The sequence below is a fragment of the Actinomadura coerulea genome, from assembly GCF_014208105.1.
Lineage (GTDB): Bacteria > Actinomycetota > Actinomycetes > Streptosporangiales > Streptosporangiaceae > Spirillospora > Spirillospora coerulea.
Map to the genome: position 1 here is coordinate 5,403,313 of NZ_JACHMQ010000001.1, position 17,556 is coordinate 5,420,868.

The 17,556-nt window shown below is 73.1% G+C and carries 17 protein-coding genes; 4 read left to right on the forward strand and 13 right to left on the reverse strand.

The window, feature by feature from the left end:
• Positions 1 to 57 precede the first annotated feature (57 nt).
• From BKA00_RS24820 to BKA00_RS24830, 3 genes are all read right to left on the reverse strand, one after another.
• A complete protein-coding gene (locus BKA00_RS24820) occupies positions 58 to 798 on the reverse strand; it encodes a redox-sensing transcriptional repressor Rex (RefSeq protein ID WP_185028721.1) in 741 nt (246 codons plus the stop codon).
• A 202-nt stretch (positions 799 to 1,000) separates the two neighbouring features.
• The gene (locus BKA00_RS24825; RefSeq protein WP_185028723.1) at positions 1,001 to 1,252 is read right to left on the reverse strand and encodes a glutaredoxin family protein; all 252 of its coding nucleotides are present in this window, start codon (positions 1,250 to 1,252) and stop codon (positions 1,001 to 1,003) included.
• Between the two features lies 1 nt (position 1,253).
• Entirely contained in the window at positions 1,254 to 2,582 is a 1,329-nt protein-coding gene (locus BKA00_RS24830; protein ID WP_185028725.1) for a putative quinol monooxygenase, read from the reverse strand.
• 134 nt (positions 2,583 to 2,716) lie between these two features.
• On the opposite strand from BKA00_RS24830, the gene BKA00_RS24835 reads away from it, so the two are divergent.
• The 4 genes from BKA00_RS24835 (at position 2,717) to BKA00_RS24850 (ending at position 7,888) form a co-directional block, all read left to right on the forward strand.
• A complete protein-coding gene (locus BKA00_RS24835) occupies positions 2,717 to 3,394 on the forward strand; it encodes a sigma-70 family RNA polymerase sigma factor (protein WP_185028727.1) in 678 nt (225 codons plus the stop codon).
• Between the two features lie 154 nt (positions 3,395 to 3,548).
• Positions 3,549 to 3,737: a hypothetical protein gene (locus BKA00_RS24840; RefSeq protein WP_185028729.1), complete on the forward strand. Its 189-nt coding sequence runs from the start codon at positions 3,549 to 3,551 to the stop codon at positions 3,735 to 3,737.
• 10 nt (positions 3,738 to 3,747) lie between these two features.
• Entirely contained in the window at positions 3,748 to 4,638 is an 891-nt protein-coding gene (locus BKA00_RS24845; RefSeq protein WP_185028731.1) for an HAD family hydrolase, read from the forward strand.
• A gap of 82 nt (positions 4,639 to 4,720) precedes the next feature.
• Positions 4,721 to 7,888, forward strand: coding sequence for a BTAD domain-containing putative transcriptional regulator (locus BKA00_RS24850; protein WP_185028733.1), 3,168 nt, complete (start codon positions 4,721 to 4,723; stop codon positions 7,886 to 7,888).
• On the opposite strand, the gene BKA00_RS24855 is transcribed toward BKA00_RS24850, so the two are convergent.
• The 10 genes from BKA00_RS24855 to BKA00_RS24900 all read right to left on the reverse strand — a co-directional run bounded on the left by BKA00_RS24855 (position 7,885) and on the right by BKA00_RS24900 (position 17,377).
• Entirely contained in the window at positions 7,885 to 8,670 is a 786-nt protein-coding gene (locus BKA00_RS24855) for an ABC transporter permease (protein ID WP_185028735.1), read from the reverse strand. The genes BKA00_RS24850 and BKA00_RS24855 overlap by 4 nt on opposite strands.
• Positions 8,667 to 9,641, reverse strand: coding sequence for an ATP-binding cassette domain-containing protein (locus BKA00_RS24860; protein WP_185028738.1), 975 nt, complete (start codon positions 9,639 to 9,641; stop codon positions 8,667 to 8,669). The genes BKA00_RS24855 and BKA00_RS24860 overlap by 4 nt, the downstream gene beginning before the upstream one ends.
• A gap of 72 nt (positions 9,642 to 9,713) precedes the next feature.
• A complete protein-coding gene (locus tag BKA00_RS24865; RefSeq protein WP_185028741.1) occupies positions 9,714 to 10,913 on the reverse strand; it encodes a cytochrome P450 in 1,200 nt (399 codons plus the stop codon).
• Positions 10,914 to 10,999: 86 nt separating this feature from the next.
• Positions 11,000 to 12,175 carry a low temperature requirement protein A gene (locus tag BKA00_RS24870; RefSeq protein WP_221493281.1) on the reverse strand — a complete coding sequence of 392 codons (1,176 nt, stop codon included), beginning with the start codon at positions 12,173 to 12,175 and terminating at the stop codon, positions 11,000 to 11,002.
• Between the two features lie 30 nt (positions 12,176 to 12,205).
• The gene (locus BKA00_RS24875) at positions 12,206 to 13,156 is read right to left on the reverse strand and encodes a lysophospholipid acyltransferase family protein (RefSeq protein ID WP_185028743.1); all 951 of its coding nucleotides are present in this window, start codon (positions 13,154 to 13,156) and stop codon (positions 12,206 to 12,208) included.
• 32 nt (positions 13,157 to 13,188) lie between these two features.
• Positions 13,189 to 14,184, reverse strand: a complete 996-nt coding sequence (locus BKA00_RS24880) for an NAD-dependent epimerase/dehydratase family protein (protein ID WP_185034740.1) — start codon at positions 14,182 to 14,184, stop codon at positions 13,189 to 13,191.
• A gap of 49 nt (positions 14,185 to 14,233) precedes the next feature.
• A complete protein-coding gene (locus BKA00_RS24885; RefSeq protein WP_018654693.1) occupies positions 14,234 to 14,332 on the reverse strand; it encodes a 30S ribosomal protein bS22 in 99 nt (32 codons plus the stop codon).
• Positions 14,333 to 14,703: 371 nt separating this feature from the next.
• The gene (locus BKA00_RS24890) at positions 14,704 to 14,907 is read right to left on the reverse strand and encodes a helix-turn-helix domain-containing protein (protein WP_021591693.1); all 204 of its coding nucleotides are present in this window, start codon (positions 14,905 to 14,907) and stop codon (positions 14,704 to 14,706) included.
• Between the two features lie 363 nt (positions 14,908 to 15,270).
• Positions 15,271 to 16,140, reverse strand: a complete 870-nt coding sequence (locus BKA00_RS24895) for a phosphatase (protein ID WP_185028745.1) — start codon at positions 16,138 to 16,140, stop codon at positions 15,271 to 15,273.
• A gap of 22 nt (positions 16,141 to 16,162) precedes the next feature.
• A complete protein-coding gene (locus BKA00_RS24900) occupies positions 16,163 to 17,377 on the reverse strand; it encodes an acetoin utilization protein AcuC (protein WP_185028747.1) in 1,215 nt (404 codons plus the stop codon).
• Positions 17,378 to 17,556: the final 179 nt, after the last annotated feature.

Here is a 17,556-nt window from a genome sequence, read left to right on the forward strand (position 1 = left end):
CGCTCCTGGTCGGTCTTCCGGAGGGGGCGATCCTCCCCGCCCCCTGGCGTGTCCCCCTCATGCTTCCACCGTTTCCACGTAGTGCGCAGCACCGGCCGGCGTCTCGCCGGCCGCCAGCGGGGCGAAGCCGTCGGGCCCGCCCGCCTTGCGCTGCTCGTGGAACGCGAGGATCTGCAGCTCGATGGACAGGTCGACCTTGCGCACGTCCACCCCGTCGGGCACCGACAGCACCACGGGGGCGAAGTTCAGGACGCTCGTCACGCCGGCGGCGACCACGCGGTCGCACACCCCCTGCGCGGCGCCGGCCGGGGTCGCGATCACGGCGATCGACACGCCGTGCCCGGCGATGATGTCCTCCAGGCGGTCGATGTGCTGCACCGTCATGCCGGAGATCTCCTGCCCGACGATGGACTCGTCGGCGTCCAGCAGGCCCGCCACGCGGAAGCCGCGGGACGCGAAACCGCCGTAGCCGGCCAGGGCCCGGCCGAGGTTTCCGACGCCGATGATGGCGACGACCCAGTCCTGGGTGAGGCCGAGCTCGCGGGAGATCTGGTAGACGAGGTACTCCACCTCGTAGCCGACGCCGCGGGTCCCGTAGGAGCCGAGGTGGGACAGGTCCTTGCGGAGCTTGGCCGAGTTGACGCCGGCCGCGGCGGCGAGCTCCTCCGAGGAGACGGTGGCGACGCCGCGCTCCTGGAGCCCGGTGAGCGCGCGCAGGTAGACCGGGAGCCGCGCCACGGTGGCTTCGGGGATGCCGCGGCCCGCGCGGTCGCGGTGCCGGTTCTGTCGAGGTGTCACGGCCTGCTCTTCGGCTCGACGGTGTGTCCCCCAGGTTAAGCCCTTGTGAATACGCGCACAAAGTGGGCCCCCCGGTTCGGCGGACCGCGAGCGTTCTGGACAACGCCCCCGAAAGGACGTCAATCAGGGGCTTTTCAGCATACGGGCGAAGTGCCAGGAAGCGGCCGGGTGTGACCGACCAGACATGCCCCGGCGCGGCCGGCTAGCGCAGTTCCGCGATCGCCGCGCGCAGGCGGGCCTCGTCGACGCGCCAGAAGTCGTGCTGGACGCCGTTGATCAGCGTGACCGGGATCTGCTCCCAGTACCGCTCGGTGTCCTGCTCGGACAGCGTGATGTCGCGCTCCTCCCACGGCACGCCCAGCTCGCCGGCGACCCGCGCGATCACCGCGCGGGCGTCCTCGCACAGGTGGCAGCCGGGCTTGCCGAGCAGCGTGATCATGATGTCGCGCGCCATGTCACCTCCCGGGGAACTCCGGCGCCGGGAGCGGCACCTTGGCGGGGCCGAGCTTCAGCTCGATCACGTTCGTGGCGATCACGTGGGTGCGCGACTCGCCCAGGAAGCGCTGCAGGTGCGGCCGGCGGCGGTGCGCGGCGAACGCGGCCTCGTCCCGGAACAGCTGGTAGAAGATCCGCTGCGTGGGACCGCCGACCACCTCGTGGCAGGCGAAGATCAGCGTGTCCGGCTCGGCGGCCAGCGCGGCCTTCACCAGGTCGGCGGCGAGCCGGTCGAAGGCCTCCTCGCGCCCGTCCAGCAGCGTGTAGACGGTGATCTGGCCGCACGCGTTCGCCAGGTCGCCGCCGAGGGCTCCGGGCTTGGCCAGGCCGGCGAGCGGGGACCGGTCGAGCGGGCCGCTGAGGGGCCCGCCGAGCGGGCCGTCGACCGACGTGGCGCCCGCCGGGTCGCCGCCCGCCGGGAAGGCGGGACGCTCCGGGATGCTGGTGTTCTCGGGGTAGCGCAGCTCCTCGGAGGCCGGCTCCGGGAAGCGCAGCTCGCCGCGCCGGGAGTCGGCGGGCGGGGTCGGCGCCGGAACGGGCTCGGCCTTGGCGGCCTTCGCGTAGCCCTGCTCCTCGTACCCGGTCGCGGGCTCGTCCCCGTACTCGTCGTAGCCCTCGTCGTCCTCGTCGTAGACGGGGATCGTGCGCATCGAGCCGTACCAGACGAGGCCGGCGGCGGCGCCGAGCGCGATCACCGCGAGCGGCGCGGGCAGGAAGCCGCGGGTGCCGCTGACCACCAGCACGCCCGCGAGCGCGACCAGCGCCACCGGGATGAGCAGCTCGGCGGCCTCCTGGTCGCGCTTGCTGGCCAGCCAGGCGGTCACTCCGGTGCACCCCGCCAGCGCGAGCACCGCGACGACGTGCGCGCCGTCGATCAGCAGCAGCGGCAGGGCGTCGTAGGTGGCGCTCGGCTTCGGCAGGCTCTTGCCGAGGGAGCCCTTCAGCGGGTCCAGGATCAGGATCACGATCGACACGACCGTGTAGGAGATCGTGAAGAGCCAGGCGCCGAACCGGACCTGCACGTACCGCGCGATCAGTTCGATGATGCCGAGCGCGAGCCACACCGGCCCGATCAGCGCGGCGCCGAGTTCCATCACGCGGAAGAACGCGCCGTTGAACCCCATCATGAAGCCGAGGCTCATGGACAGCAGGGCGAGCGTGAGCCCGACCTGCGTGAACGACCAGGCGATCAGATAGAGCAGCCGGTCCTTGTAGGCGCGCTGAACCAGCAACCCGGTGGCCGCCAGGGCACCAAGGGTCGCCAGCAACGCGAGAAGAGCATCGACCATCGCGCACCCATGGTGCCCGATCCGGGGGGTTGACGGGTAACCGCGGCCAAGGAACGCACCATTGCCTCGCGTACCTTTCGTTCTTTAAGGTGGCACTTCACGCCGGAGGTCGCGTAAGCCCCGAGGAGAACTGCATGAGCAGCTTGACCCTCGATGCCGGGGTCATCCCACTTCCTCGCCATTCCCGAGGCCCTCTCGCGCGTCCGGCCGGCCGGGCCGGGGACCGTACCGCCGACCGCGCCGCCGACCAGGCCTCCGAGCGGGCCGAGATGCTCAAGGCGCTGGTCCTGCGGGCGCGGGACGGCGACGCCGAGGCGTTCGGCTCCCTCTACGACCACTACGTCGAGCTCGTCTACCGGTACGTCTACTACCGGGTCGGCACGCACCAGCTCACCGAGGACCTCACCAGCGAGACGTTCCTGCGCGCCCTCCGCCGCGTCTGCGACTTCCACTGGCAGGGCAAGGACTTCGGGGCCTGGCTGGTGACGATCGCCCGCAACCTCGTCGCCGACCACTTCAAGTCCGGCCGCTACCGGCTGGAGGTCTGCACCGCCGAGCTGGTCGAGCCGGACCGCCCGCAGGAGGGGCCGGAGCGGGCCGTCCTCGACGCGATGACCAACCGGACCCTGCTGCGGGCCGTCCAGCGGCTGAACTCCGAGCAGCAGGAGTGCGTGGTTCTGCGCTTCCTGCACGGCCTGTCGGTCGCCGAGACCGCGCTGATCATGGACAGGAAGCCGGGGGCGATCAAGGCGCTGCAGTACCGCGCGGTCCGCTCGCTGGCCCGCATGCTCCCCGACGACCTGCGCGGCTGAACGGTCTCGCCGCGCCCCCCTGCGGCACCGCGAGCCCCTCAGATAGTTTATTAATGAACTTTCGGGCCGTAACCCGGCCCACCTTCCGATCGTTCAAGCGGGCAGGAGCGCGCTCGCGCCACGAGTCCGCAAGGGAGCGGCCAGTGAGAACCCGGTGTTGACGAGGCGAGAGAAGATCGCGGAGCAGGGGAACGCGCTGGCCCGGCTGCGGGAGAGCGCCGCGGGGCCGGACCCGCTCTTCCGCGCCGTGCTGCGCGAGCGGCTGATGGCGGCCGCGAGCGACAGGAGTGAGGACTCTCGCAATCACGGCCGCGGGGAGGGCCGCGGGGAGGCGGTTGACTAGGCTTCGCCTCATGCGGCGATTCTGGCAGTCCGGATTCTGGGGACGCGGCAGGGACGAGGACCACAAGAGCGCGGGTCAGGTGGCCGCCGCCGCGGCGGCCGAGCCCGCCCCGCTCCCCGCCCCCGACCCCGCCGCGGCGGCGTTCTTCGACGTCGACAACACGATGATGCGCGGCGCGTCCATCTACTACTTCGCGCGCGGCCTCGCCGCCCGCAAGCTGTTCACCATGCGCGACCTCGCCATGTTCGCCTGGGGGCAGGCCGCGTTCCGGCTGCGCGGCAGCGAGAACTCCGAGCACATCGGCAGCGCCAAGGAGGCCGCGCTCACGTTCGTCGCGGGGCAGCGGGTCAACGCGATCGTCAAGCTCAGCGAGGAGATCTACGACGAGGTGATGGCCGACCGCATCTGGCACGGCACCCGCACCCTCGCCCTCCAGCACCTCGACTCGGGCCAGCAGGTGTGGCTCGTCACCGCCACGCCGGTCGAGGTCGCCCGGACGATCGCGCACCGGCTCGGCCTCACCGGCGCGCTCGGCACGGTCGCCGAGACCCGCGAGGGCGTCTACACCGGCCGGCTCGTCGGTAACCTGCTGCACGGGCCGGCGAAGGCGGAGGCCGTGCGGGCCCTGGCGCAGCGCGAGGGGCTCGACCTCGCGCGCTGCTCGGCCTACAGCGACTCGATCAACGACCTGCCGATGCTCACCGCCGTCGGCCACCCGCACGCCGTGAACCCGGACGCCGAGCTGCGCGCCCACGCCCGGGACCACGGCTGGCCGATCCACGACTTCCGCACGGGCCGCAAGGTCACGATGGTGGCGCTGCCCGCCGCCGCGGGCGCCGGGGCCATCGCGGGCAGCGTCGCGGCCGGCATCGCCCTCCGCCGCCACTACCGGGCGAACTGACCGGCCCCCCTCCCGCGGCCCTCTCCCGCCGCCCGGCGGACGCGACCTAACGCGTTCGTCCGACACGTCCTACCCTGTCCCCGTGACCGTGGAGCTGAGGGTGCTGTCCGGGGTCGCCTGCCGGGGCCGTGACGTGACGAGTCCGCGCCTGCGCGGCCTGCTCGCGCTCCTCGCGGGCGAGCCGCGGGCGGGCGTGTCCGTCGTCCGGCTGGTGGAGGGGCTCTGGCCGCGGGAGCGCCCGGAGAACCCGGCCAAGGCGCTCCAGGTCGTCGTGTCCCGGGCCAGGTCGCAGCTGGGCGCGGACGTCGTCGCGAGCACGCCGACCGGGTACCGCATCGGCCTGGACGAGTCCGCGGTGGACGCCTCCGCGGTGGTGCTCGCGGCCTCCGCGAGCGCGCGCCGCTCCCGCGAGGGCGACCACGCCGGCGCGCTCTCGCACGCCGAGGCGGGACTGGCGCTCTGGGACGGGCCGCCCGAACCGGACGACGCGGACGATCCGGTGTCCGTCCTGCGCACGACGCGGATCCCGACCTACTGGACGCTGGCGCGAGCCCGCGCCCTGGCCCTCGCGCGGCTCGGCCGGCACGCGGAGGGCTTCGAGGCGCTCACCCGCGCCGTCCGGGAGTACCCGCGCGACGAGGAGCTGCTCGCTGAGCTGCTGCGGTGCGAGGCCGCGACGGCCGGGCCGTCGGCGGCGCTGGCGCGGTACGAGTCCTACCGGCGCTCGCTGCGCGACGAGCTGGGCACCGATCCGGGCGACACGCTCCAGCGCGTCCAGCGGGAGCTGCTCCAGGAGGAGGCGCCCGCCGTCCGGCGCGGCGTGGCGCACGAGCCGAACCCGCTGGTCGGCCGGACCGGGGACCTCACCGCCGTCCTCGACCTCGTGCGCGCGTCCCGCGTGACCTCGATCGTCGGGGCGGGCGGGCTGGGCAAGACGCGGCTGGCGAACGCCGCCGCGCGCGAGGCGCGGCAGCGGGCGGTGCACTACGTCCCCCTCGCCGGCGTCGCGCGGGACGAGGACGTGGCGGGCGAGGTCGCGTCCGTCCTCGGGGTCGGCGAGTCGCCGCGGGCCCGCGGACGCGTCGGCGGGCCCGCCGACCTCGTCCAGGCGATCGCGGAGGTGCTCGGGACCGGCTCCGTCCTGCTCGTCCTGGACAACTGCGAGCACGTCGTCGAGGGCGCCGCCGCACTCGCCGGCGCGCTGGTGTCGATGACCCGGGACCTGCGGATCCTCACCACGAGCCGCGCGCCGCTCGGACTGTCGTCGGAGTCGGTGTACCCGCTGCCCGCGCTGGACGCGGCGACGTCGGCCGAGCTGTTCCGCCGGCGGGCGCACGCGGCGCGCCCGCGCGCCGATCTGCCCTCCGGCGCGGTGGAGGAGCTGTGCCGCCGCCTGGACGGCCTGCCGCTCGCGATCGAGCTGGCGGCGGCGCGCGTCCGCGTCATGTCCGTGCCCGAGATCGTCCGCGGCCTGGACGACCGCTTCGCGCTGCTGCGCGGGAACGCGCGCGACGCGCCGTCCCGGCACCGGACCATGCGCGCCGTCGTGGACTGGAGCTGGAACCTGCTCTCCCCGTCCGGCCGGGCGGCCATGCGGGCGCTGTCGGTCTTCCCGGCGGGTTTCACCGCGGACGCGGCACGGCACGTCCTGGAGGGCGGCGACGCGCTGGAGGTCCTGGAGGACCTCGTCGACCAGTCGCTCCTGGAACCGGCGGAGGGTTCTCCCGGGACCCGCTTCCGGATGCTGGAGAGCGTCCGGGAGTTCAGCGCCGCCCACCGGGAGGCCGAAGGGGAGACCGGCCGCGCGGTGAGCGGCCTGCTCGCCTGGGCGCGGGAGTTCGGCGCGGCGCACCACGACACGCTGTTCGGCGCGGACCCGTTCGCGGCCGTCGAGCGGGTGCGGGCCGAGCAGGACAACCTCCAGCAGGCGCTCCGCCACGGCCTCGCCCGCGGGGACGGCCCGGCCGTCGCGGCGGCGACCGCCGTCCTCGGCGGGCTGTGGACCCTGGAGGCGGCGTACAGCCGGCTGGCCGCCCTGGCGGCGGAGACCGCCGGGCTCCTGAGCCGCCTGCGCCCCGGTCCCGGGGACGTCGAGGTCCTGCGGACGGCGCTGGCGCTCAACGTGCTCGGTACGGGCCTGCTCCACGGCCCGCAGGCGACCCGCGCGCTCGTCGCGCTGCGCCGCCTCCCCCCCGCGCCGCCGGACGGTCTCGTCCCCGCGATGGCGACCGTGCTGGCCGCCCTGCCGGAGATCCTCGCGCCCGGCGGCTCCGTCCTGGAGGAGCTGTGCGGCCGGGACGAGCCGCTCGTCGCCGCCATCGCGAACTGCGCCGCCGGATACATCCGCGAACGGGACGGCGACGTGGCGGGCGCGCTCGCGGTGACCGAGACGATGATCGAGACCACCTGCGCAGCGGACATCCCCTGGTGCCGGCTGCTCGCCCACTCGCGCCTCAGCGAACTGCTGATGCAGCTCGACCGGGCCGACCGCGCCCTGCACCATCTGCGGATCTCGAGGGACCTGCTCGAGCGGTACAGATGGCCCGACATGTTCGGGCTCACGTGGGCGCTCGCGTCGGGCCACGCCGCGCTCGGCGAGTACGACGAGGCCGAGCGGTGGCTCGACCGGTCGCTGGTCCACGGGCCGGACGAGTCCTTCGGCACGGTCTCCTTCAACCTGGGGGCACGCGCGGAGATCGCCCTCGGCCGCGGCGACGCCGACACCGGTCTGCGCCTCTGGCGGGAGGCGGTGGACCGGCTCGCCGCCGAGGACGGCCCGATGGCGCCGACCGGCCTCGACCCGTGGACGCTGGAGGCCCACTGCGTCACCGTCGTCGCGCACGCCAGGCACGGGCGCGCCGAGCTGGTCGAGGACATCGTCGGCGGGCTCCCCGCCAAGCTGACGGCGCTGGTCGACGGCCCGCCGTTCCCGATGCCCGCCTTCTACATGGACCTGCCCGTCACCGGCGGTCTGCTGCTCGCGCTCGCCATGGTCGACCTGGCCCGTCCCGACGCCGCGCCGGACGTCCGCGCGCGGGCGGCCCGGGCGACCGCGCTGGCGCAGCGCCTCCACCACGTCCGGAACTTCCAGCCGACCATGTCCACGGCCGCGGCGGGCCGCGCCGCCGAGGACGCCGACGGGCCGGCGTACCGCGACGCTGTGTCGGAGTACGCCGGCCTGGGCCGTGCGGAGCTGCGGGCCGCCGCCCGCGAGCTCGCTCGCGAGTTCGGGCGGGGCCTGGGGGACTAGCGGGGCGCCTTCCGGTCGAACAGCACCTTGGAGGAGGCGTAGCCGACGACGGCGAGGCCGACGCACCAGGCGACGGACACCGCCGCGTCCTGCCCGCTCGGGGTGCCGGCCAGCAGCCCCCGCAGCGTCTCGATCATCGGCGTGAACGGCTGGTACTGCGCGAACCACCGGATCCCGGCCGGCATCGACTCCGGCGGGACGATCGTGCTGCCGACGAACGGCAGGAACTGAATGATCATCGGCGTGTTGCTCGCGCCCTCCGGGTTCTTGGCCAGCAGCCCGAGCATGACCGCGAGCCAGGTCAGCGCGAACGTGAGCAGCACCAGCAGGCCGCCCGCCGCGAGCCAGTCCAGCGCGCCGCCGCTCGTCCGGAAGCCCATCGCGACCGCGACGGCGACGACGGCGGCCGTGCTCAGCAGTGTCTGGATCATGCTGCCCGCGACATGCCCGGTGAGCAGCGACGACCGTGAGATCGCCATCGTCCGGAACCGGTCGACGATGCCCTCGGTCATGTCCACGCAGACCGACACCGACGTCGCCATGCAGCCGGACGCGACCGCCATGAGGATGATCCCCGGGGCGACGTACTGGATGTAGTCGCCCTTGGCCGCGCCGCCGACGCCGTCGCCGAGCGCGTTGCCGAACACGCCGACGAACAGCAGCATGATCATGATCGGCATCATCATCCCGGCCATCGTCAGGGACGGGTAGCGCAGCGCGTGCCGCAGGTTGCGGCGCAGCATCGTCGCGGAGTCCGCCGCCGCGTGCGTGAGAGTTGTCATCGCGAGATCACCTTCTCGTGGGTCGTGCCGGTGTCGTGGGGCTCGGCGGTGAGGGCGAGGAAGACGTCGTCCAGGTCGGGGGTGTGCACGGACAGCTCGTCGACCTCGACCGATGCGGCCTCCAGCCGTCCGAGCAGCGTCCGCAGGGAGGCGACGCCGCCGTCCCCGGGCACCTGGAGGGCGAGCGCGTCGTCGTCCCGCGTCACCGAGCCGAGCGTCCGCGCCGCCGCGTCGAGCGCCGCGAGGTCGGCGAACCGCAGCCGGACGTGCCCGCCCGGGACGAGCCGCTTCAGCTCGTCCGAGGTCCCCTCGGCGACCAGCCGTCCGCCGTCCAGCACCGCGATCCGGTCGGCGAGCTGGTCGGCCTCCTCCAGGTACTGCGTGGTCAGGAAGATCGTCACGCCGTCCCTGACGAGGCCGCGGATGATCTCCCACATGGTCCGGCGGCTGCGCGGGTCGAGCCCGGTCGTCGGCTCGTCCAGAAAGATGATCTGCGGGGCGCCGATCAGCGTCATCGCGATGTCGAGCCGCCGCCGCATCCCGCCCGAGTAGGTGCCGGCCTTCCTGCCGGCCGCCTCCACCAGGTCGAACCGCTCCAGCATCCCGTCGGCGGCCCTCCGCCCGGCGGCCTTGCCGAGCCGGTGCAGGTCCGCCATGAGGATCAGGTTCTCCCGTCCCGTCAGGAGCCCGTCCACCGCCGAGTACTGCCCGGTCACGCCGATCGCCCGGCGCACCCCGTCGGGGTCCCTGCGCGGGTCCCGCCCCGCGACGCTGATCTCGCCGCCGTCCGCGCGCAGCAGCGTGGACAGGATGCGCACCGCCGTCGTCTTCCCGGCCCCGTTCGGCCCGAGCAGCGAGAAGACCGTCCCGCGCGCCACCTCGAAGTCGATCCCGTCGAGGACGGTGGTGTCCCCGAACGCCTTGCGCAGCCCGGTCACCTGGATGGCCGTCTGCCGTGCCTCGATGTTCATGCCCCGAAGCTTGCGGGGCGCCGCCTTCAGCCCGCTTTCACGCCGGTTTCGACCAGTCCGGGCGGCTGAAAGTCACCAGCTCAGAGGCAGGGTGTCCAGGCCGAGGACGAGGCTCGCGTGCTCCACCGGCGCGGCGCCGGGGGCGATGCGGTAGTCCGGTATCCGGGCGTGCCACTCGCGCAGCGCGATCTGGAGTTCGAGCCGGGCCAGGTGCGCGCCGAGGCAGCGGTGCGGTCCCGCGCCGAAGGCCAGGTGGCGGGCCGGCGGGCGGTCGATGTCGACGGCGGAGGCGGCGGGCACGGCGCGGGGGTCGCGGGTCGCCATGGCGGTGGGGAGCATGACCATCTCCCCCGCCCTCATCGGGCAGCCGCGCAGCTCGACGTCGCGGGTGAGCCTGCGGGCGGGCAGGACGGGCGCGTAGACGCGGAGGAACTCCTCGATCGCGTCCGGGATGACGCCGGGGTCGGAGGCGATCCGGGCCCGGTCGGCGTCCTCCCTCGCCAGGTGCCAGAAGGTGTAGGACAGCTGGGCGGCGACGGTGTCCAGACCGGCGAGGAAGAGCAGGACGCACAACTGGAGCAGCTCGTCGTCGGTGACGGGCCGCCCGTCGACGGTGAACCGGGCCGCGGCGCTGACGAGGTCTTCGCGCGGGCGGGCGCGGCGGTCCTGGACGAGTTCGGTGAGGCAGCCTGTCAGCGCGGCCATGGCTTCGGCCCGTCCGCCGGTGGAGGGCGGCGAGTGCAGGATGGCGCGCTCCCACCTGAGGAACTCCTCCAGCCTCTCCGTGGGCAGGCCGACCAGCTCCAGGAAGATGGCGGTGGGAAAGAGGCGTGCGAAGTCGGTGACGAAGTCGCACGACCCCCGGGACGCGAGACCGTCGATCAGGGCGGCGCAGTGCCGGGTGATCCGGTCCTGGAGGACGGCGGCGGCGACGGGGGTGAAGAACGGCCGGAGTAACCGCCGCCACGTGGTGTGCAGGGGCGGGTCCAGCATGACCGGGATCCACTGGTGCGCCGGATCCGGGTCGGTGACGGCGATCGCGCGGCTGGAGAACGTCCCCGGGTCCTGGAAGGCGGCGAGGATGTCGTCGAACCGCGTCAGCACCCAGAAACCTCGCCCGGCGGTGCTGCGGAACGCCGGATGCGTCTCGCGCAGCTCGTCCATCCGCGCGTGGGCCGTCCCGGCGGGCAGCGGTCCGGCGAACGGATCGAAGTCCACCGGCGGGCCGCCTGCCCTGCCGCCCGCCTTGCCGCCTTCCGTTCCGTCCTGCATCACGGCCTCCCGCGGAGTGTGTCCCGTCGGCCAGGATGACACGAGTCATCCGGGACGGCCCGCCCGTCAGGCGGAGGGCAGAGGGCCTACTCGGCCGGTTCGGCGGTGCGGGGCCTCAGCGCCGGACGGGTGAGGGTGGTGGCGAGGAGCAGCGCCAGGAGCACGGCGATCAGGAGGAGGGTCCCGGGAATTCCCAGGGCGGGGGCCGCGACGGTGGTGAGGAGCACCAGGACGGCCGTGGCGACGAGGAGCCCCGGATACGTGTTCATGCGCCGCATCGGGGCGTGCAGCACCCACAGCATGACCAGGACGACGGCGACGGGGACGGCGACGGAGGCGGCCACCAGCCGTGTGCCCGCCTCGATGTGGTGACCGGAGGAGGCCACCGCCGTCTCCAGGCCGGCGCCGATGGCGGCGAGCGCGGCGAAGACGAAGTAGTGGCCGTACCCCCACAGGAAGGACCGGTCGCGGCGCCGTTCCAGGCCCTCGCCCGCGGGCTCGGAGAAGTAGATCCACCAGAGCGCGAACAGGATGGCGAGCCCGGCGAGGGCGATCGTGACGAGTTCGCCGCCGACGCCGTGCTCCACGGCGTCCTGCACCGCGTTCGTGGACGCGAGCACGCTCTCCCCCAGCAGGATGATGGTGAACAGCCCGTACCGCTCGGCGATGTGATGGGGGTGCCAGGTCGTCATGCCGGGCCGCTCCGCGATCGGCGGGACGGACAGGTCGAGCGCGGCGCAGACGAAGAACACCCACAGCGGGCCCTGGTCCGGCAGTGCGAGCCGCGCCACCCAGAACACCTGGACGACGGACAGGCCGATCGCGTACCGCAGGGCCGTGGCGCGGCCCTCGGGATGCGCGGCGGCCGCGCGCAGCCAGAGGGCGACGAGGCCGACGCGCATGACGAGGTACCCGATCGTCACGGTGGTGAAGTCGCCGTCGAACGCGTCGGGCACCCCGGCCGCGAGGACGAGGACGCCCGCCATCTGCACGAACGTCATGAGCCGGTACGGGACGTCGTCGGTGTCGTAGGCGGAGGCGAACCACGTGAAGTTCATCCACGCCCACCAGATCGCGAAGAACGTCATGAGGAACGGCGCGAGGGAGTCGCCCACGTGGCCGCCCTCGATGGCGTGGGCGAACCGTCCGGCGGCCTGGGAGACCGCGGCGACGAACGTCAGGTCGAACAGCAGTTCAAGGGGGCTGGAGACGCGGTGGGGTTCGCCCAGGTCGCGGGCGACCATGCGGCTTCGGAGCGGCATGGCGCTCACTCTAGGGCCGCGCGCGGGCGGTCAGAGGAAGGCGGGGCCCCGGCGCAGCAGCGTCTCGTAGAGCATGTGCTGGACCTTCTCGCGCACATGGTCGGTGATCTCGAAGACCGTCATGGGGTCGTCGGCGGCGTCCGCGTCGTAGTCGTCCAGCGTCATCGGCTCGCCGAACCGGATCACCCACTTGGACGGGAGCGGGACGAGCCCGGCGGGGCCGAGCAGCGGGAACGTCGGCGTCACCGGGAAGTACGGGAGGCCGAGGAGGCGGGCCAGCGGACGCAGGTCGGCGATCTTGGGGTAGATCTCCTCGGCGCCGACGATGGCGCAGGGCACGATCGGGACCCCGGCGCGCAGCGCGGTGCCGACGAACCCGCCGCGGCCGAAGCGCTGGAGCTTGTAGCGCTCGGAGAAGGGCTTGCCGACGCCCTTGAAGCCCTCGGGGAAGACGCCGACCAGCTCGCCCTTGCCGAGCAGGCGGGCGGCGTCGGCCTGGCAGGCGAGCGTGTGGCCGGCCTTGCGGGACAGATGCCCGAGCAGGGGGATCTGGTAGACGAGGTCGGCGCCGAGCAGGCGGACCTGCCGGTCTGCGTGGTCGTGCAGGGCGACCGACAGCATGAGCGCGTCGAGGGGGACCGTGCCGGAGTGGTTGGCGACCAGGAGGGCGCCGCCCTCGGGGATGTTGTCGAGCCCGTCGAGTTCGACGCGGAACCAGTGCTCGTAGAGGGCGCGGGCCAGCGGCAGCAGGACGGTGGAGTTGAACTCGGGGTCGAAGCCGAACTCGTCGACCTCGTACTCGCCCGTCAGCCGGCGCCGCAGGAACGCCAGCCCTGAGGCCAGGGTCTGTTCGAACTGGCCGCGCCCGGGCGGCCGCTCCTCGCCGGGCGGCGGTTCCGCGCCGGGGGCGTCCTCGCGGACCGCGGCGAGCCGGATGACCTGCGCGCCCTCGTCGTCCCCGGGGTGCGCGTCGTTCGTCATCTCGGCTCTCCTCTCAGGCGGGTCCAAGCGGGTCAGGTCCGTCCCAGCAGGGCCGCGAGGCCGCCGCGGACGAAGCCCCGGGAGGCGGCGAAGTCGGCGAAGGCGGCCTCGGAGCTGTACTTGGGGTGCCACGCCAGCTCGCGTTCCAGCGCGGTGGTGTCGAGGACCCGGCCGTAGGTCAGCCAGCGCAGCAGCTCCGGCGAGAACCCCGACAGGCCCGCGAAGCGGCGCCCCATGTCGCCGAGGACCGAGATGGACGGCGAGGGGACCGGCAGGTAGGGCCGCCCGGCGCGGCGCAGGGCCTGCGACAGCAGCAGCACGCCGTCCCCGGCCACGTTGTAGCAGCCGGGGTGGTCCTCGACGGTCATGCGCCGCAGCACCTCGACGCCGTCGTCCTCGTGGACGAACTGCAACCGCGGGTCGAACCCGAGCACGGTCGGGACGACCGGCAGGCGCAGGTACCGGGTGAGGGGCGAGTCGACGCCCGGGCCGAGGAAGTTCGCGAACCGCAGCACCGACACGGCCAGGTCGGAGCGCCGCCGCATCAGCCCGCGGACGTAGCCCTCGACCTCGACGGCGTCCTTGGCGTAGCCGGACCTGGGCGCCTCGACGGGCTCGTCGCGCTCGGTGAACACGGCGGGGTCCATCGGGGAGGAGCCGTACACGGCGGCCGACGACCGGACGACCAGCTTGCGCATGTCGGGCGAGCGCTGGCAGGCCGCGAGCAGCTGCATCGTCCCGATGACGTTCAGCTCCTTGACCTTCGCCCGCGGAACCGACGAGGACGTCACCAGGTTGAGATGCACCACCGTGTCCACCGCGGCCGACGAGATGATCTTCGCTATGCCGGGCGTGCGGATGTCCACCCGGACGAACTCGGTGCGGCCGAGCGACTCGGCCGGCGGCACCGTGTCCACCCCGATGACGCGCTCGATGCCCGGGTCGGCTTGCAGGGTGTTCGCGACCCGCGCCCCCAGGAAACGGGAGACGCCCGTGACGAGGACGACACGGGCCGCGGCGGCGGGCATGGACGACACTGGGCCCTACCCCTTCACGGCTGGACGGCCGGTGTGGTCGCTACTTCTTGTTGCGGCGCTGGATGCGCGTCTTCTTCAGAAGCTTGCGGTGCTTCTTCTTGGCCATCCTCTTGCGGCGCTTCTTGATGACAGAGCCCACGGAACCTCGCTCGGAGTCTCGGGTGATGTGCAGGAGACGGGCGTGCCGCTGGAGAGCGACTCTCGGTAAGCGCGCACGGTCCGAGGCCCCAGGGTACCGCTGCGGGGGTGGAGATCATGCCGCGGCCTGCCCCGCGGCCCCGGGACGACCGGCACGGACGGCGGCCGGCACCGCGCGTCGCACGGCGCCGGGCACCGTCCCTTCCGGGCGGGCGTGGCCGCGGGCCATCGCCCGTCCGCTCGGTGTCCGGACCGTTCTGCCGGTCCTCGTCCTGCTTCCCCAGCTTCGGGCCGGCCCCTCGGGGCCCGCCCGACGCCCCCTGCGCGGCCGGGTACTGAGTTCGCGGCGGGGTCATGCCCCGCCCCTACCCGTTATCCGGCTTCGATGTACGCGTCGCGCAGGTAATCGTGGACGGCCTGCTCGGGAACCCGGAACGAGCGGCCCACGCGGATCGCGGGCAGTTCGCCCGAGTGGACGAGACGGTAGACGGTCATCTTGGACACCCGCATCACCGCCGCCACTTCGGCGACGGTCAGGAACCTGACCTCGCTCAGAGGTCGCTCGCCTGAGGTCATCGGACGCCCTCTTCCACACGTGCCGCGCACCGGCCCTTCGGGTGACTTTGATCACGCACGTGTACTTCCTCCAGCGTAAATCGCGCACCGGCAGTCGCAAGAGGGGAGTTCCGCACATTTCCGTATCCGACCTGACCCCGGGGATACAGTGCTGATTCCTTACAGACAGTGGGCGCGATGGTACCGCCCGTGCTATGACGCAAGTTTGTTAACCAGAATCCCGAAACGACCTTCGGTTTCGAAGTGTCAGACGCCTCTCGACAAGCCCATGAGCCCCGTTACGGCAGCCCTGTCACAGGGCGTGACAGGCGAGAGGTCGCCACCCAGGCGTCCCCCCGGAGTAAGCCTCCGGGTCGGCGCGCCTCAGCCGGACGGCCGCAGGCCCGCGCGATCAAGGATGTACGCGGTCAGGGGGGTGTAGTGGTGCGCGGACACGCCGTCGTCGAGCGGGACGACCACGTCGATCTTGCCCTCGGCGGCCCCGGCGAACAGCGCGGGGTCGTTACAGTCCGCGAACCCCACGGTGTCGATGCCCGCCTGCCCGGCCGCTCCGGCCCAGCCATGGTCGGCGATGGCCAGATCCGGCCAAATATCTGGTTTAGCTTCCGCATTTCCTTCGGACCCGGTATCAGCGAGCTCCCTGAGCATGGCCTCCATCGGGCGGGAGTCGTGCGTGTGGTGCGTGCGGAGGTCCTCGCCCTCCAGCATCGCGACACCGGGGGCGCCGTAGACGATGCGGCGCAACTCCGAGCCGCCGTACCCGGCGTCGACCTCGTAGGTCCAGCCGGCGGCGGGCGTCAGCACGCGGCAGCCCGCCTCCCGCAGCGCCCGCGCGACCGCCTGGTAGAGCGGCGTCAGCGTGGACGGATGCCCGGTCGCGACGACCACGCGCTCCTTGCGCCGGGCCGCGAGGCCGATGCGCTCCCCCATCGCCTCCAGCGTGTCGAGGGTGATCTCGGGATCGATGGTGTCGTCCCCGTACAGATGCATCGGATCGGGGTGGACGCCGCACCGCTCGACCATCATCTCCAGCACGGACCGCTCCGACCACGACGGCTTCAGCTCCAGGCCGAACTGGTAGTACGGGTTGCCGTTGGCCATCCGCCGGTAGTGCAGCAGGTTGTTCTGCCGCGGCGTGGCCACGTCGCCGGCGATCATCGTCCGGACGAGGTGCGCGCGCAGCTCGTCCCTGGTCGGCACGGCGCCTCCGGACGCGGGAGTGGTCTGGTTCATGGACCGGGCGTCTCTGGAGGCGTCACTCGTCGGTCATCGGGTCGAGGCCGTGCTCGGGGAACACCGCGCGGCGCGTCGCCAGCACCGCCTGGTCCACGGGGCTGCCGGGGTCGTAGCCGTCCCCCCACCTGCTGATCTCCACCGTCTCCGTCCCGTCCGTCATGCGGCGCGGGGCGATCTCCTCGGTCCGCCGCCGCACGAACTCGCGCCAGTCGTCGGGGGTCGCGGCGCCAGGCGGGACGGGGGCGCCCGACGCCTCGGCCAGCAGGTGCGTCCACGCCCGCGGGACGACCTGGACCAGCTCGTAGCCGCCGCCCCCGGTCAGGACCCACCGGCCGCCGGCCGTCTCGTGCGCCAGCCGGTGCAGCATCGAGTACGCCGTCCGCTGCCCGTCCACGCTGAGGATCAAGTGGGCGAGCGGGTCGAGCGCGTGGCCGTCGGCGCCCTGCTGGGTGACGAGGACGTCCGGGCGGAACCGGCGCAGCAGCGGCGGGACGATCGCCTCGAACGCGCGCAGCCACGGCCGGTCGCCGGTGCCGGGCGGAAGCGAGACGTTGACCGAGGTGCCGTCCGCGCCGGTCTCGTCGGGGAAGCCGGTGCCGGGGAACAGCGTCCGCGGGGTCTCGTGGAGGCTGATCGTCAGCACGCGCGGGTCGTCGTAGAAGGCGGCCTGGACGCCGTCGCCGTGGTGGACGTCGATGTCGACGTACGCGACGCGCTCGGCGCCGTTCTCCAGCAGCCACGCGATCGCGACGGCCGGGTCGTTGTAGACGCAGAACCCGCTGGCGGCGTCGCTCAGCGCGTGGTGCAGGCCGCCGGAGATGTTCGCGGCGTGCTCGGCGCGGCCCGTCCACACCGCCTCGGCGGCGGCCACCGACGCGCCCGTGACCAGGGCGGACGCCTCGTGCATGCCGAGGAACACCGGGTTGTCGGGGGTACCGAGGCCGTGCCCGAGCTCCGGCAGCCCGGTGGCGCCGGAGTGCTTGACCGCCGCGATGTAGGACTCCTCGTGGACGAGCCGGAGCAGCTTGTCGTCCGCGGCCTCGAACTCCGAGACCCGCACGTTCGGGCGGTCCAGGACGCCGAGCCCGCGGGCGAGCGCCATCGTCAGCTCGACCCGCACGGGGTTCATGGGATGGCCGGGACCGAAGTCGTAGGAGGTGAGCCGCTCGTCCCAGAAGATCTCCAGCCCGCAGCTCTCGGGACCGGCGGACGGGGACGAATCGGAACTGCTCATGACCTCACGGTATCGCGCAGGGCATGTGACCTGGCCCACAACTCCCGGCCCGGTGGAGGCGGCACAGGCGCGGCGCGGGTCCGGAAACGGGGGCCGCCGCCCGCAACATATCTGTGACGTGAGTTACATACCGGAAACGGGCATACATCCGTCAGGCAGATATCTCCTCCGGGGGGTGT